11 protein-coding genes are annotated in these 14,028 nt (G+C 60.3%); 5 read left to right on the top strand and 6 right to left on the bottom strand.

The window, feature by feature from the left end:
• Positions 1–46: 46 nt before the first annotated feature.
• On the top strand, positions 47–865 hold the full coding sequence (ppsR, locus tag AACY13_RS08500) for a posphoenolpyruvate synthetase regulatory kinase/phosphorylase PpsR (RefSeq protein WP_339460729.1): 819 nt from the start codon (positions 47–49) through the stop codon (positions 863–865).
• Positions 866–946: 81 nt separating this feature from the next.
• Here ppsR and prpD read toward each other — a convergent pair whose 3' ends face one another.
• The 6 genes from prpD to AACY13_RS08470 form a co-directional block, all read right to left on the bottom strand.
• Positions 947–2,431, bottom strand: a complete 1,485-nt coding sequence (prpD, locus tag AACY13_RS08495) for a 2-methylcitrate dehydratase (protein ID WP_339460728.1) — start codon at positions 2,429–2,431, stop codon at positions 947–949.
• 72 nt (positions 2,432–2,503) lie between these two features.
• Entirely contained in the window at positions 2,504–3,691 is a 1,188-nt protein-coding gene (gene prpF / locus AACY13_RS08490; RefSeq protein WP_339460726.1) for a 2-methylaconitate cis-trans isomerase PrpF, read from the bottom strand.
• 130 nt (positions 3,692–3,821) lie between these two features.
• Complete coding sequence (gene acnD / locus AACY13_RS08485) at positions 3,822–6,431, bottom strand: Fe/S-dependent 2-methylisocitrate dehydratase AcnD (RefSeq protein ID WP_339460967.1); 2,610 nt, start codon at positions 6,429–6,431, stop codon at positions 3,822–3,824.
• Between the two features lie 14 nt (positions 6,432–6,445).
• Positions 6,446–7,606 (bottom strand): bifunctional 2-methylcitrate synthase/citrate synthase, encoded by a 1,161-nt coding sequence (gene prpC, locus AACY13_RS08480; RefSeq protein WP_339460724.1) that lies wholly within the window; start codon positions 7,604–7,606, stop codon positions 6,446–6,448.
• 69 nt (positions 7,607–7,675) lie between these two features.
• A complete protein-coding gene (gene prpB / locus AACY13_RS08475) occupies positions 7,676–8,560 on the bottom strand; it encodes a methylisocitrate lyase (protein WP_339460723.1) in 885 nt (294 codons plus the stop codon).
• On the bottom strand, positions 8,557–9,294 hold the full coding sequence (locus tag AACY13_RS08470) for a GntR family transcriptional regulator (protein WP_339460721.1): 738 nt from the start codon (positions 9,292–9,294) through the stop codon (positions 8,557–8,559). The genes prpB and AACY13_RS08470 overlap by 4 nt, the downstream gene beginning before the upstream one ends.
• Before the next feature lie 306 nt (positions 9,295–9,600).
• Here AACY13_RS08470 and rloA point away from each other — a divergent pair, with 306 nt between their 5' ends.
• The 4 genes from rloA to AACY13_RS08450 all read left to right on the top strand — a co-directional run bounded on the left by rloA (position 9,601) and on the right by AACY13_RS08450 (position 13,987).
• Positions 9,601–10,137 (top strand): retropepsin-like aspartic peptidase RloA, encoded by a 537-nt coding sequence (gene rloA / locus AACY13_RS08465; RefSeq protein ID WP_339460720.1) that lies wholly within the window; start codon positions 9,601–9,603, stop codon positions 10,135–10,137.
• Positions 10,138–10,142: 5 nt separating this feature from the next.
• The gene (gene rloB, locus AACY13_RS08460; protein ID WP_339460719.1) at positions 10,143–11,669 is read left to right on the top strand and encodes an osmotic stress tolerance membrane protein RloB; all 1,527 of its coding nucleotides are present in this window, start codon (positions 10,143–10,145) and stop codon (positions 11,667–11,669) included.
• Positions 11,670–11,673: 4 nt separating this feature from the next.
• A complete protein-coding gene (locus AACY13_RS08455) occupies positions 11,674–12,660 on the top strand; it encodes an alpha-L-glutamate ligase-like protein (RefSeq protein WP_339460718.1) in 987 nt (328 codons plus the stop codon).
• 107 nt (positions 12,661–12,767) lie between these two features.
• Positions 12,768–13,987, top strand: a protein-coding gene (locus AACY13_RS08450; RefSeq protein ID WP_339460716.1) for an IS3 family transposase whose coding sequence is annotated in 2 segments (ribosomal slippage) — positions 12,768–13,116 and positions 13,116–13,987 — 1,221 coding nt in all. Because the reading frame shifts where the segments join, the coding sequence is not laid out codon by codon here.
• Positions 13,988–14,028: the final 41 nt, after the last annotated feature.

Here is a 14,028-nt window from a genome sequence, read left to right as displayed (position 1 = left end):
CCTATGATAGCCAAGATTCCTTCCCAGCTTAAGGCCCATGGTACAAATGAAACGAACCGCTTTTTTCATCTCCGACGGCACCGGCATCACCGCCGAAACCCTGGGTCAAAGCCTGTTGGCGCAGTTCGAAACCATCGACTTCACCAAACTCACGCGGCCTTATATCGACAGCGTGGAAAAAGCCCGCGCAATGGTACAACAAATCAACAGCGCGTCCGAGAAGGACGGTGCCCGCCCGATCATCTTCGACACCATCGTCAATCAGGATATCCGTGACGTCCTGGCCGAGTCCGACGGCTATATGATCGATATCTTCTCGACCTTCCTCGCCCCCCTGGAGCAGGAACTGACCTCGCATTCGTCCTACTCGGTGGGCAAATCCCACTCCATCGGGCACAACTCCAACTATATGGAGCGTATCGAGGCGGTTAACTTCGCCCTGGACAACGACGACGGCGCGCGCACCCACTATTACGACAAGGCCGATCTGATCCTGGTCGGCGTCTCGCGCTGCGGCAAAACCCCGACCTGCCTGTATATGGCAATGCAATACGGAATTCGTGCCGCAAATTACCCGCTGACCGAAGACGATATGGAACGCTTGCAGCTGCCGGCCGTGCTGAAAAAGCACAAGGACAAGCTGTTCGGCCTGACCATCGACCCGGACCGCCTCACCGCCATTCGCCACGAACGCAAGCCCAACAGCCGCTACGCCAGCTTCGCCCAGTGCGAGTTCGAGGTGCGCGAGGTGGAAAATCTGTTCCGCCGCGAGAACATCAACTTTATCAACTCCACCTATTTTTCCGTGGAGGAGATCTCCGCGAAAATCCTGGTGGAAAAAGGCGTCGAGCGTCGCCTCAAGTAGGCTGCAAGCAAGATTGTGCAACGCGCATCCTCGATCTCGAATAAAACCGCCTGAGCCTGCGCGCCGACGCTTCCTGCGGGCTCAGATGACAAAAAGATCCATAAAGCGCTGCACCGGCGTCGCCTCCAGTCGCGCCTGATCCTTGCACAGAGCGAAGATGCGAGCGCTACGCTGGGCGCTGAAGCGAGTCGCCAGACTGGCCTTGAACTTCTCCTCCAGCAGCGGGATGCCTTCCGCGCGACGACGACGATGGCCGACAGGGTATTCCACCTCTACATTGTCCGTACCGCTGCCGTCGCGGAAGAACACCTGCACGGCGTTGGCAATCGAACGCTTGTCGGCCTCCAGGTACTCGCGGCTGTAGCGTGGTTCCTCGACGATTTCCATCTTCTCGCGCAGCTCATCGATGATCGGGTTGACGGCGTGAAAGTCATCTTCGTAGTGCTCGGCCACCAGGTCGCCAAAGATCAGCGGCACGGCGACCATATATTGAATGCAGTGATCGCGATCGGCCGGGTTGGCCAGCTGGCCGACCTTGGAGATGATGCGAATCGCCGATTCATGCGTACTGATAACGATTCTGTCGATCTGCTGCAGGCGATCCTTGACCTGCGAATGCAGGCGCACCGCCGCTTCGCAGGCGGTCTGTGCGTGAAATTCGGCCGGAAAGCTGACCTTGAACAGCACATTTTCCATCACGTAACTGCCGAAGCCCTGAGGAAGGCTGAACTGGCGCTGCTCCGCCGGTTTCAGGGCCAGATCGCTGTTGGTGTGACTGAACAGCACATCATAGAAACCCCACTGTGGTGCGCTCAGCGCACTAGGGATGCCAATTTCGCCGCGCATGGCCAGGTCGGCCAGGCGCACACCGCGACTGCTGGCATCGCCCGCCGCCCAGGACTTGCGCGGCCCGGCGTTCGGCGCGTGGCGGTAGACACGTAGCGCCTGGCCATCGACGAAGGCGTGGGAGATGGCCGAGAGCAATTGTTCGCGCCCCGCCCCCATCAGCTTGGCGGCGACTGCGGTGGAGGCCAGTTTGACCAGCAATACGTGGTCCAGGCCGACCCTATTGAAGGCGTTCTCCAGGGCGAACACGCCCTGGATTTCATGGGCCATGATCATCGCCTCCAGCACCGCGCGCATGCGCAGCGGGGCTTCGCCCCGGGTCAGGCGCAGCTGCGACAGGTGATCGGCCACGGCAAGAATAGCGCCGAGATTGTCCGATGGGTGGCCCCACTCGGCCGCCAGCCAGGTGTCGTTGTAGTCCAGCCAACGCACGATGCAGCCGATGTCCCAGGCCGCCTTGAGTGGGTCCAGGCGGAAACGGGTACCCGGCACCCGGGCTCCGTGCGGCACGACAGTGCCCTCGACGAGCGGACCGAGGTGCCTGCTGCAGGCGGGAAAGCGCAGGGCCAACAGGCCGCAGCCCAGGCTGTCCATCAGGCAGTTGCGTGCGCTATCCAGGGCTTCGGCGGACTCGACCCTGTAGGTCAAGACATAGTCGGCAACAGCCTGGATCACCTGGTCGTAAGCGGGGCGCACGTTCAGGTCGGCATTGGCGCTCATGGGCTTATTCCTCCGTCGGTTTCTTGCCCCCTCCGGCTGTGTGCGGACTCTTTTCAGCTTAGGCCATACACCTCAGAGTGCATCCCCCGGCACGCGCACCCAGCCTTCCATCAGGATGCGCGCGCTGCGCGACATGATCGCCTTGGTGACCGTCCACTGCTCGTCGACCAGGGATGCCTGAGCACCGACACGCAAGGTGCCGGACGGATGGCCAAAACGCACCGCCTCCCGTGCACTGCCGCCGGCCGCCAGGTTGACCAGGGTGCCCGGAATCGCCGCCGCCGTGCCGATGGCCACCGCACAGGTGCCCATCATGGCGTGATGCAGCTTGCCCATGGACAGCGCACGCACCAGCAGATCGACTTCACCCGCCTGCACCGTCTTGCCGCTGGATGAAACGTAATCCCTGGGCTTGGCGACAAAGGCGATTTTCGGTGTGTGCTGCCGGGTCGCTGCTTCTTCTGCCGTCTTGATCAGCCCCATGCGCAAGGCCCCGGCCACACGAATCTTCTCGAAACGCGCCAACTGCTCGGGGTCAGCGTTGATCTGCTCGCGCAGCTCGGTGCCGCTGTAGCCGATGTCTTCGGCATTGACGAACACGGTGGGGATGCCGGCGCTGATCATGGTCGCCTTGAAGGTACCGACGCCGGGCACCTCCAGCTCATCGACCAGATTGCCGGTGGGGAACATCGAACCGCCCTCCTCGCCGTCATCGGACGGGTCGAGAAACTCCAGCACGATCTCGGCGGCCGGGAATGTCACCCCGTCCAGCTCGAAATCGCCGGTTTCCTGCACCTGGCCATTGGTTACCGGTACATGGGCGATGATGGTTTTCTGGATATTGGCCTGCCAGACACGCACCACGCACAGGCCGTTATCCGGGATGCGTTCCGGGTCGACCAAGCCGGCATGAATGGCAAAGGCACCGGCGGCAGTCGACAGGTTGCCGCAGTTGCCGCTCCAGTCGACAAAGGCCTTGTCGATCGACACCTGACCATAGAGGTAGTCGACATCGTGATTCGGCTGGCTGCTTTTCGACAGGATCACGCACTTGCTGGTACTGGAAGTCGCGCCGCCCATGCCGTCGATTTGCGCGGCATAAGGGTCGGGGCTGCCAATCACCCGCATAAACAGCGCATCACGCGCCGCGCCCGGCACCTGACAGTTTTCTGGTAAATCTTGCAGGCGAAAGAACACGCCCTTGCTGGTGCCGCCACGCATATAGGTGGCGGGAATTTTGATTTGGGGTGCGTGGGGCATGGTGATTACCTGGCCGTGAGGGGCGTAGGGTGGATGGCGCTTTTCCATCCACCGTTCAACGCTGTCATGGTGGATCGATAACGCGTGATCCACCCTACGAAGACCGGGGCGTTGCCGCCCCGGTGATGGATCAGCCCTGAGTAGACTCGAGGAAGTCCTGGGCAAAGCGCTGCAACACCCCGCCAGCGTTGTAGACGTTGACTTCGGCTGCGGTATCCAGACGGCAAATCACCGGCACTTTGACCACATCGCCATTGCGGCGATTGACCACCAGAGTCAGTTCGCAGCGCGGCGACAGTTCGCCCTGGATGTCATAGGTTTCACTACCGTCGAGGCCAAGGGTCAGGCGGGTGGTACCCGGCTTGAACTCGACTGGCAGCACACCCATGCCTACCAGGTTGGTACGGTGAATACGCTCGAAGCCTTCGGCGACTATCACTTCCACACCGGCCAGGCGCACGCCCTTGGCTGCCCAGTCACGGGAGCTACCCTGGCCGTAGTCGGCACCGGCAACGATGATCAGGTTCTGCTTGCGGTTCATGTAGGTTTCGATCGCTTCCCACATGCGCATGACCTTGCCTTCCGGCTCCACGCGCGCCAGCGAACCTTTCTTCACTACGCCATCAACAACGGCCATTTCATTGACCAGTTCTTTGTTGGCGAACGTGGCGCGCTGCGCCGTCAGGTGGTCGCCGCGGTGGGTGGCGTAGGAGTTGAAGTCCTCCTCCGGCAGGCCCATCTTGTGCAGGTATTCACCGGCGGCCGAGCTCATCTGGATCGCGTTGGACGGCGACAGGTGATCGGTGGTGATGTTGTCCGGCAGGATCGCCAGCGGCAGCATGCCTTTGAGCGTCCGTTCGCCCGCCAGGGCACCTTCCCAGTACGGCGGACGGCGGATATAGGTGGACATCGGACGCCAGTCGTATAGCGGGCTTTCGGCCTCCTCGATAGTGCCCAGATCGAACATCGGGATGTAGATCTGCTTAAACTGCTCCGGCTTCACGCTGGCAGCGACAATCGCATCGATCTCCTCATCGCTCGGCCACAGATCCTTCAGGGTGATCGGGTTGCCCGATTTATCGGTACCCAGCACGTCCTGCTCGATGTCAAAGCGCACGGTACCGGCGATGGCGTAGGCCACCACCAGAGGCGGCGAAGCGAGGAAGGCCTGCTTGGCGTAGGGGTGGATACGACCGTCGAAGTTGCGGTTACCGGACAGTACGGCAGTGGCGTACAGATCGCGCTCGATGATTTCCTGCTGGATCACCGGATCCAGAGCACCGGACATGCCGTTGCAGGTGGTGCAGGCATAACCCACGATGCCGAAGCCGAGTTTTTCCAGCTCGGTCAACAGACCAGCGTCTTCCAGGTACAGCTTGGCGACCTTGGAGCCCGGGGCGAACGAGGTCTTGACCCACGGTTTGCGCAGCAGACCCAGTTCATTGGCCTTCTTCGCCAGCAGACCGGCAGCCACCACGTTGCGCGGATTGGACGTGTTGGTGCAGCTGGTGATGGCAGCGATGATCACTGCGCCGTCAGGCAGCAGGCCTTCGGCCTCCTCGACCTTGGACGCCGCCAGCATGGCGTCGCCAGCAATACCGCGCTCTTGCAGTGCCGAAGTCGGCAGGCGCTTGTGCGGGTTGGACGGGCCAGCCATGTTGCGCACGACGGTGGACAGATCGAAGCTCAGTACGCGCTCGTACTCGGCGCTGACCAGGGCATCGGCCCACAGGCCGGTGGTCTTGGCGTAGTTCTCGACCAGCTCAATCTGCTCGGGCTCGCGACCGGTCAGTTTCAGGTAATCGATGGTCTGCTGGTCGATGTAGAACATCGAGGCAGTGGCACCGTATTCCGGGCACATGTTGGAAATGGTCGCACGGTCACCGATGGTCAGGCTGTTGGCACCGGCACCGAAGAACTCGACCCAGGCCCCGACTACGCGCTCTTTGCGCAGGAACTCGGTAATGGCCAGGACGATGTCGGTGGCGGTAATGCCAGGCTGGCGCTTGCCAGTCAGCTCGACACCGACGATGTCGGGCAGGCGCATCATCGACGGCAGGCCGAGCATTACGGTTTCCGCTTCCAGACCACCGACGCCGATGGCGATCACGCCCAGGGCATCGACGTGCGGGGTGTGCGAGTCGGTACCCACGCAGGTGTCCGGGAAGGCCACGCCGCCGCGCGCCTGGATCACCGGAGACATTTTCTCCAGGTTGATCTGGTGCATGATGCCGTTACCGGCCGGGATCACGTCGACGTTCTTGAACGCGGTCTTGGTCCACTCGATAAAGTGGAAACGGTCCTCGTTGCGACGGTCTTCGATGGCGCGGTTCTTGGCGAAGGCATCCGGATCGAAGCCGGGGGCCTCCACGGCCAGGGAGTGGTCGACGATCAGCTGGGTCGGCACCACCGGATTGACCTTGGACGGATCACCGCCCTTCTCGGCGATAGCATCACGCAGGCCGGCCAGGTCGACCAGCGCGGTCTGACCGAGGATGTCGTGGCAGACCACGCGAGCCGGGTACCAGGGAAAATCCAGGTCGCGCTTGCGCTCGATCAGCTGCTTGAGCGAATCGGTCAGCGCGGTCGGCTCGCAGCGGCGTACCAGCTGCTCGGCCAGCACGCGGGATACGTAGGGCAGCGTGGCATAGGCACCGGGGGCGATGGCATCCACCGCCTCGCGGGTGTCGAAGTAGTCCAGCGCGGTGCCGGGCAGGTGCTTGCGGTATTGAGTGTTCATCAGGCTGCTCATGATTAAGGACGATCCTTGAGCGGCACGAACTTGAGGTCTTCCGGTCCGACATAGTTGGCGCTCGGACGGATGATCTTGCCGTCGATGCGTTGCTCGATCACATGGCTGGACCAGCCCGAGGTGCGGGCGATCACGAACAGCGGTGTGAACATGGCGGTGGGCACGCCCATCATGTGGTAGCTGACGGCGCTGAACCAATCGAGGTTGGGGAACATCTTCTTGATTTCCCACATGGTCGACTCCAGACGCTCGGCAATGTCGTACATCTTCATATTGCCCAGCTCCGCCGACAGCTCGCGCGCCACGTCCTTGATCACCTTGTTGCGCGGATCGCTCACGGTGTAGACCGGGTGACCGAAGCCGATCACCACTTCCTTCTTCTCCACCCGGGCACGGATATCGGCTTCGGCTTCGTCGGCGTTGTCGTAGCGTTTCTGGATCTCGAAGGCCACCTCGTTGGCACCGCCGTGCTTGGGCCCTCGCAGCGCGCCGATGCCGCCGGCGATGCAGGAATACATATCCGAGCCGGTACCGGCGATCACCCGCGAGGTGAAGGTGGAGGCATTGAACTCATGCTCGGCATACAGGTTGAGCGAGGTGTGCATGGCGCGCACCCAGGACTCGCGCGGCGTCCGTCCGTGCAGCAGGTGGAGGAAGTGGCCGCCGATGGAGTCGTCGTCGGTTTCCACCTCGATGCGCTTGCCATTGTGGCTGAAGTGGTACCAGTACAGCAGCGCGCTGCCCAGCGAGGCCATCAGCTTGTCGGCGATGTCGCGGGCACCCGGGTGGTTGTGGTCATCCTTCTCCGGCGACACGCAGCCCAGTACGGACACGGCGGTGCGCATCACATCCATCGGGTGGGCGGATGGCGGCAGCTGCTCGAGGGACGCCTTCAGCGCCGCAGGCAAACCACGCAGCGCCTTGAGCTTGGCCTTGTAGCCGGCCAGTTCGGCTACGTTGGGCAGCTTGCCGTGCACCAACAGGTGGGCGATTTCTTCGAATTCGCAGCGGTTGGCAAAATCGAGCACGTCATAGCCGCGGTAATGCAGGTCGTTGCCGGTGCGGCCGACCGTACACAGCGCCGTGTTGCCGGCGGTAGTGCCGCTCAGGGCCACGGATTTTTTCGGTTTGAAGCCTGGGGTGGTTTCGGGGTTCGTACTCATCGCTAATCTCTCCTCATCCGATCCGGTCGGTCGTTCTTTTAAGCAGGCGGCTAAGACCTGCGTTCCGGGTTATTTTTTCGCGGCAAACAGCGCGTCGAGGCTCTGCTCGAAGGCGTGATAGTTGATGCGCTCGTACAGCTCCATGCGGGTCTGCATGGTGTCGACTACATTCTTCTGCGTGCCGTCGCGGCGTACGGCCATATAGACGTTCTCGGCCGCCTTGTTCATGGCGCGGAAGGCCGACAGCGGGTAGAGCACCAGAGACACGTCAACCGAGGCCAGCTCTTCGGTGGTGTACAGCGGCGTGGCACCGAACTCGGTGATATTGGCCAGGATCGGGGCCTTGATCCTGTCGGCGAAGGTCTTGTACATCGCAAGCTCGGTGATGGCTTCCGGGAAGATCATATCGGCACCGGCCTCGATGCAGGCGGCGGCGCGGTCCAGCGCCGAATTCAGGCCTTCGACGGCCAGGGCATCGGTACGCGCCATGATCACAAAACTGTCGTCGGTACGCGCATCCACGGCCGCCTTGATGCGGTCGACCATCTCCTGCTGAGTCACGATCTCCTTATTAGGGCGATGACCGCAGCGCTTGGCACCGACCTGATCTTCGATATGAATCGCCGCCGCGCCGAACTTGATCATCGACTTGACTGTGCGCGCGACGTTGAACGCCGAGGCACCGAAGCCGGTGTCGACATCCACCAGCAGCGGCAGGTCGCAGACATCGGTGATGCGCCGCACATCGGTGAGTACGTCATCCAGGCCGGTAATACCCAGATCCGGCAACCCGAGAGAGCCCGCCGCCACGCCGCCACCGGAGAGGTAGATCGCCTTGAAGCCGGCACGCTTGGCCAGCAGCGCATGGTTGGCATTGATGGCACCGATCACCTGCAGCGGATGTTCTTCGGCAACGGCATCACGAAAACGCTGGCCTGGACTTTTCAAGCTCATGACTCACCTCGGGTTTTGGCTGTCTTGGGGTGCGCGCCCTGCCCCATGGTCATGGCGTAGTGGCGCTCGATATTGCGTTTGGAGGCACCGATATGGCGGCGCATCAGCAGCTCGGCCAGCTCGCCGTCACGGTCGGCGATGGCATCGAGAATACGGTGGTGTTCGGCAAACGCCTGGCGCGGCCGATTGGGTGTGGCGGAAAACTGTAGGCGATACATGCGCACCAGCTGATACAGCTCGCCGCAGAGCATCTGGGTCAAGGTCTTGTTGCCACTGCCCTGGATAATTCGGTAGTGAAAGTCGAAGTCGCCTTCCTGCTGGTAGTAGCCGACGCCGGCCTTGAAGGCGGCATCCTGCTCATGCAGGTCGAGTACCCGGCGCAACTCGTCGATTTCCGCCGCCGTCATGCGCTCCGCCGCCAGGCGGCAGGCCATGCCCTCCAGGGACTCGCGAATCTCATAGAGTTCGATCAACTCGGCATGGCTGAGCGAAACCACTCGCGCACCGATATGGGGAACCCGTACCAGCAGGCGCTGTCCCTCTAGACGATGGATGGCTTCGCGCAGCGGGCCGCGACTGATGCCGTAGGTCCGCGCCAACTCGGGCTCGGAAATCTTGCTGCCCGGGGCGATCTCGCCTTTGACGATGGCAGCCTGGATGCGCCGAAAGACCTGTTCGGAAAGCGTTTCAGAATCGTCCTGGGGCGACTCGAGCGACTCTATGACTTCGAGCATATTGTTGACACTCACATCGGCATTTGCCGAAAAATTACGCCCAGGAGGCCGCAATGTCAAACTCGATCGGCATACTGTCGACAATATCCACCCCCTACTTTAGCCGACACCAGCCGCGACCTTACTTGCAAAAACCACCATAAGCGCCTGTCATCACAGAAAAATCCCGTGATAGAATGCAGCCCTCTTGCGCCTGGCAGAGCATTTCCAGGCGGCCTGCTAGACTTCAGATAAGCTGTTTGCTGCAAACCAGCCACGCCTGCCGGTCGTTCTGATCAACCGTTTGCGCTACATCCAATAGGACTTATGAGACTGAAGCTCTCCCCCCTACTGCTGTGTCTCCTGTTTTTCCCCGGTTTGAGTTTCGCCGAGGAAAAAACCATCTATGGTCTCAATGAATACGTCCGTCTGTTCGATCTCGACCTGAAACTGGCGGCAAAACTCGATACCGGTGCGAAAACAGCGTCCTTGAGTGCACGGGATATCAAACGCTTCAAGCGCGACGGCGAAACCTGGGTACTCTTCTATCTGGCCATCGATGAGGCCCACAGCAGCCCCATCGAGCGGCCGCTGGCCCGTATCAGCAAGATAAAGAGACGCTCCGGCGACTATGATCCAGACGAAGAAAAGACCTATACCGCGCGCCCGGTGATCGAAATGGATATCTGCATGGGCCAGGCCCTGCGCACAATCGAAGTGAACTTGACCGACCGTAGTGCTTTCCAATACCCGTTGCTGATTGGCTCCGAAGCATTGAAAAACTTTACGGCTCTGGTCGACCCAGCTCTTAAATACGCAGCAGGAAAACCTGCCTGTACCCCTGACGCCAACCTTGGTGAGTAACCTTCATGCGCTCTCTTAACCTGCATCTGAAAGTCCTGGTCATACTCTTGGTGAGTCTGGGCGTTCTGATTACGGGCTATCAGATATTCATCCTCGGCATTCCGGTGACCGAAGATGAAACTGACGATCTGTGGAATATCGATGCCAAAGTCGAGTTCCAGGCCAATCCCCGCGAGCCGGTCAAACTGCAAATGTTTGTACCGCCGCTAAACCAGGATTACGTCAGCCTCAACGAGAGCTTTATCTCGAACAACTATGGCGTGAGCATCAACCGCGTCGATGGCAACCGCAAAGTCACCTGGTCCGCTCGCCGCGCCAGCGGCAAACAGACCCTCTACTATCGCCTGGTGCTGACCAAGCGCTACAGCGGCGAGCAAATCGCCGCCAAGGGCCCGATCTTCCGCGACCGCATCCCTGTAGAGGGGCCTGAGAAAATTGCCGCAGAAGCCTTGCTCGCCCCGATCCGACAGCATTCGGCGGACGTCGAAACCTTTATCACCGAGACCATCAAGCGGGTTAACAACCGCAATGACGACAACGTCAAGCTGCTGCTGGGCGGCGATGCCTCCACCGAAAACAAGGCCAAGGTCATCGAGCTACTGCTGTCCATCGCCCATGTGCCGATGCAACGCCTGCACACCATCCGCCTGGCCGCCGAAACCCTGCAAAGCCCCGAACTCTGGCTGCGCAGTTTCAATGGCGAGAACTGGCTGTACTTCAGCCCCGAGTCGGGCGAGCAAGGCCTGCCGGCTGATCGCCTGATCTGGTGGATCGGCGATGACGACCTGGTCAACCTGGAAGGCGGCAAACAGGCGCAAGTCAGCTTCAGCCTCAACAACAGCGAGATGAATGCCATTCGCCTGGCCAAGCTGACCGACGAAAACACCGATGTCGACTTCCTCGAATACTCGCTATACGGCCTACCGCTGCAGACCCAGCAGACCTTTATGATCATGGTGATGATCCCGATCGGCGTGCTGGTGATCCTGATCCTGCGCAACCTCGGCGGCCTGCAGACCCTCGGTACCTTCACCCCGGTACTGATCGCCCTGGCCTTCCGCGAAACCCAGCTGGGCTTCGGCATCATCCTGTTTACCGTGATCACCACCCTGGGGCTGTCGCTGCGCTCCTACCTCGAGCATTTGAAACTGCAGATGCTGCCCAGGCTGTCGGTGGTGCTGACCTTCGTTGTGGTGCTGATCGCGGTGATCAGCCTGTTCAGCCACAAACTCGGCCTGGAGCGCGGTTTGTCGGTGGCCCTGTTCCCCATGGTGATTCTGACCATGACCATCGAACGCCTGTCGATCACCTGGGAAGAACGTGGCGGCGGCCATGCCTTCAAGGTGGCAATTGGCACCCTGTTCGCCGCGACCCTGGCGCATATGCTGATGAGCGTGCCGCAGCTGATCTACTTCGTCTTCACCTTCCCGGCGATCCTGATGATCCTGGTGGGCTTTATGCTGGCAATGGGTCGCTATCGCGGCTATCGCCTGACCGAACTGTTCCGCTTCAAAGCCTTCCTCAAGGACTAATGCCATGTTCGGTCTGATCAAGACGTGGAAAGCCCTTGAAGCCAAAGGCATCATGGGCATCAACCGGCGCAATGCGGACTACGTGCTGAAGTACAACAAACGGCACCTCTACCCCATTGTCGATGACAAGATCATCACCAAGCAGCGCGCCATCGAGGCCGGTATCGATGTGCCGGAAATGTACGGCGTGATCGAGACCGAGAAAGGTATCGACAAGCTGCGCGAGATCATCGGCGATCGACCGGACTTCGTCGTCAAGCCGGCCCAGGGTGCCGGTGGCGACGGCATTCTGGTGATCGCCGACCGTTTCGAAGACAGGTACAAGACGGTCTCCGGCAAGATCATCAGCCACGAGGAAATCGAGCATCAGATTTCCAGCATCCTCACCGGCCTCTACTCCCTCGGCGGCCACCGCGACCGCGCGCTGATCGAGTACCGGGTGACCCCGGACCAGATTTTCAAGAGCATCAGCTACGAGGGCGTACCGGATATCCGCATCATCGTCCTGATGGGCTACCCGGTGATGGCCATGCTGCGCTTGCCGACCCGTCAGTCCGGCGGCAAGGCCAACCTGCACCAGGGCGCGATCGGCGTCGGCGTGGATCTGGCCACCGGTGTGACCCTGCGCGGCACCTGGCTGAACAACAAGATCAGCAAGCACCCGGACACCACCAATGCGGTGGACGGCGTACAGCTGCCCAACTGGAACGGCTTTATGAAGCTGGCAGCCGGTTGCTACGAACTGTGCGGCCTCGGCTATATCGGTGTGGACATGGTCCTGGACCAGGAAAAGGGCCCGCTGATTCTCGAACTCAACGCCCGCCCCGGCCTGAATATCCAGATCGCCAACGACTGCGGCCTGACCCATCGCGCCCATGCCGTGGAAGCGCGTATCGCCGAACTGGCCAAGCAAGAGGTGCAGGAAAGCCCGGAAGAGCGCATGCGCTTTTCCCAACAGCTGTTCGGCCACGTGCCCATGGCCGAAATCTGATTATCGAGACACATTAAAAAGCCCGGATAAATCCGGGCTTTTTAATTTCATGGTGTCCCGTCCTGAATAAGGTTTACACCTCCCATCCCGAATTCACGGAGATCCAGATGGAGCAAGGTGTAAAGCGAACACAGCGCGATTACTCGCTGGCCTTTAAATTGTCGGTAGTCGATCAGGTTGAAAAAGGCGAGTTGACCTACCAGCAGGCTCAGGAGCGGTACGGCATTCAAGGGCGATCGACCGTGCTGGTATGGTTACGTAAGCACGGTCGACAGGATTGGAGTCAGGGGGCATCAATCCGAGTCGAGAGGAGCTTAGTGATGTCCGACCCCAAGACACTGACCCCGGAGCAGCGGATCAAGGAGCTCGAGCAGCAGCTTGAGCTGATGAACCAGAAGGCCGAGTTCTTTGAGACCGTCGTTGGCGTGCTGAAGAACGATTACGGCGTGTCTATCGTAAAAAAGCGATCCGGCAAGTCCTCTCGCAAGGTCAAGTCAAAGGGCTGAGCATTGCTAGGGCTTGTCGATTTCTGGGCATTAGCCGGCAGGCGTATTACAAGCGCAATCGAGTGGCAGGCGGCAAGGAAAGGCAGGCGGACCAGGTGGTTCAGTATGTTAACCATGTCCGTATGCGACAGCCTCGGTTAGGCACTCGCAAGCTGCACTATCTTCTGCACTGTCAGCCTGACAGGCAGCTACGAATTGGCCGTGATCGATTGTTCCAGGTACTGGGAGAGCGCCGCCTGCTGGTGTTGCCCAAGCGGGCCTATCACAAGACAACACACAGCTTTCATCGCTTTTATCGCCATCCCAATCTACTCAAGCCAGGCCCCGGGCAAATTGTCCCGACAGGCCCTGAGCGTGTCTGGGTGGCCGATATCACCTACCTTCCGGCCCGTAGCGGCCCGCTGTATCTGAGCCTGGTAACGGATGCCTACTCTCGAAAGATCGTTGGCCACCATGTACACGAAGGCATGCATGCTGAATCTGTAGCAACGGCCTTCAAGCAGGCACTTCGAAAGCGGTGCCGGAGCCATACCTTGGTTCATCACTCGGATCGTGGCATCCAATACTGTTCAGCGCTTTACCAATCGCTGCATGAGCGCCATGGCGTCAGGTGTTCAATGACCGATGGGTACGATTGCTACCAGAACGCACTAGCTGAGCGAATCAACGGAGTCCTCAAAACCGAGCTGCTATTGAGTAGCCCAGAAGACCTGCAACAAGCCCGGAAAATGGTGGAAGAGGCGGTGCTGATTTACAACACGGAGCGGCCTCACATGGCCCTGAAAAACAAAACGCCCGATGCTGTGCATCGGGCGTTTTGAGGTCTGTCGATCTACCTGAGAAGGTGTAAACCTATTTCAGG

Origin of the sequence: Pseudomonas sp. EA_105y_Pfl2_R69, from assembly GCF_963970915.1 — a bacterium.
Taxonomy (GTDB): Bacteria; Pseudomonadota; Gammaproteobacteria; order Pseudomonadales; family Pseudomonadaceae; genus Aquipseudomonas.
Note: the sequence above shows the minus strand (reverse complement) of the source record. Positions and strands in the feature narration are given on the sequence as shown.

Excerpts from the sequence above, each read along its gene's own strand:
- ppsR (WP_339460729.1), top strand. The coding sequence starts at position 47 with ATGAAACGAACCGCTTTTTTCATCTCCGACGGCACCGGCATCACCGCC.
- prpD (WP_339460728.1), bottom strand. The coding sequence starts at position 2,431 with ATGAGCGCCAATGCCGACCTGAACGTGCGCCCCGCTTACGACCAGGTG.
- prpF (WP_339460726.1), bottom strand. The coding sequence starts at position 3,691 with ATGCCCCACGCACCCCAAATCAAAATTCCCGCCACCTATATGCGTGGC.
- acnD (WP_339460967.1), bottom strand. The coding sequence starts at position 6,431 with ATGAACACTCAATACCGCAAGCACCTGCCCGGCACCGCGCTGGACTAC.
- prpC (WP_339460724.1), bottom strand. The coding sequence starts at position 7,606 with ATGAGTACGAACCCCGAAACCACCCCAGGCTTCAAACCGAAAAAATCC.
- prpB (WP_339460723.1), bottom strand. The coding sequence starts at position 8,560 with ATGAGCTTGAAAAGTCCAGGCCAGCGTTTTCGTGATGCCGTTGCCGAA.
- AACY13_RS08470 (WP_339460721.1), bottom strand. The coding sequence starts at position 9,294 with ATGCTCGAAGTCATAGAGTCGCTCGAGTCGCCCCAGGACGATTCTGAA.
- rloA (WP_339460720.1), top strand. The coding sequence starts at position 9,601 with ATGAGACTGAAGCTCTCCCCCCTACTGCTGTGTCTCCTGTTTTTCCCC.
- rloB (WP_339460719.1), top strand. The coding sequence starts at position 10,143 with ATGCGCTCTCTTAACCTGCATCTGAAAGTCCTGGTCATACTCTTGGTG.
- AACY13_RS08455 (WP_339460718.1), top strand. The coding sequence starts at position 11,674 with ATGTTCGGTCTGATCAAGACGTGGAAAGCCCTTGAAGCCAAAGGCATC.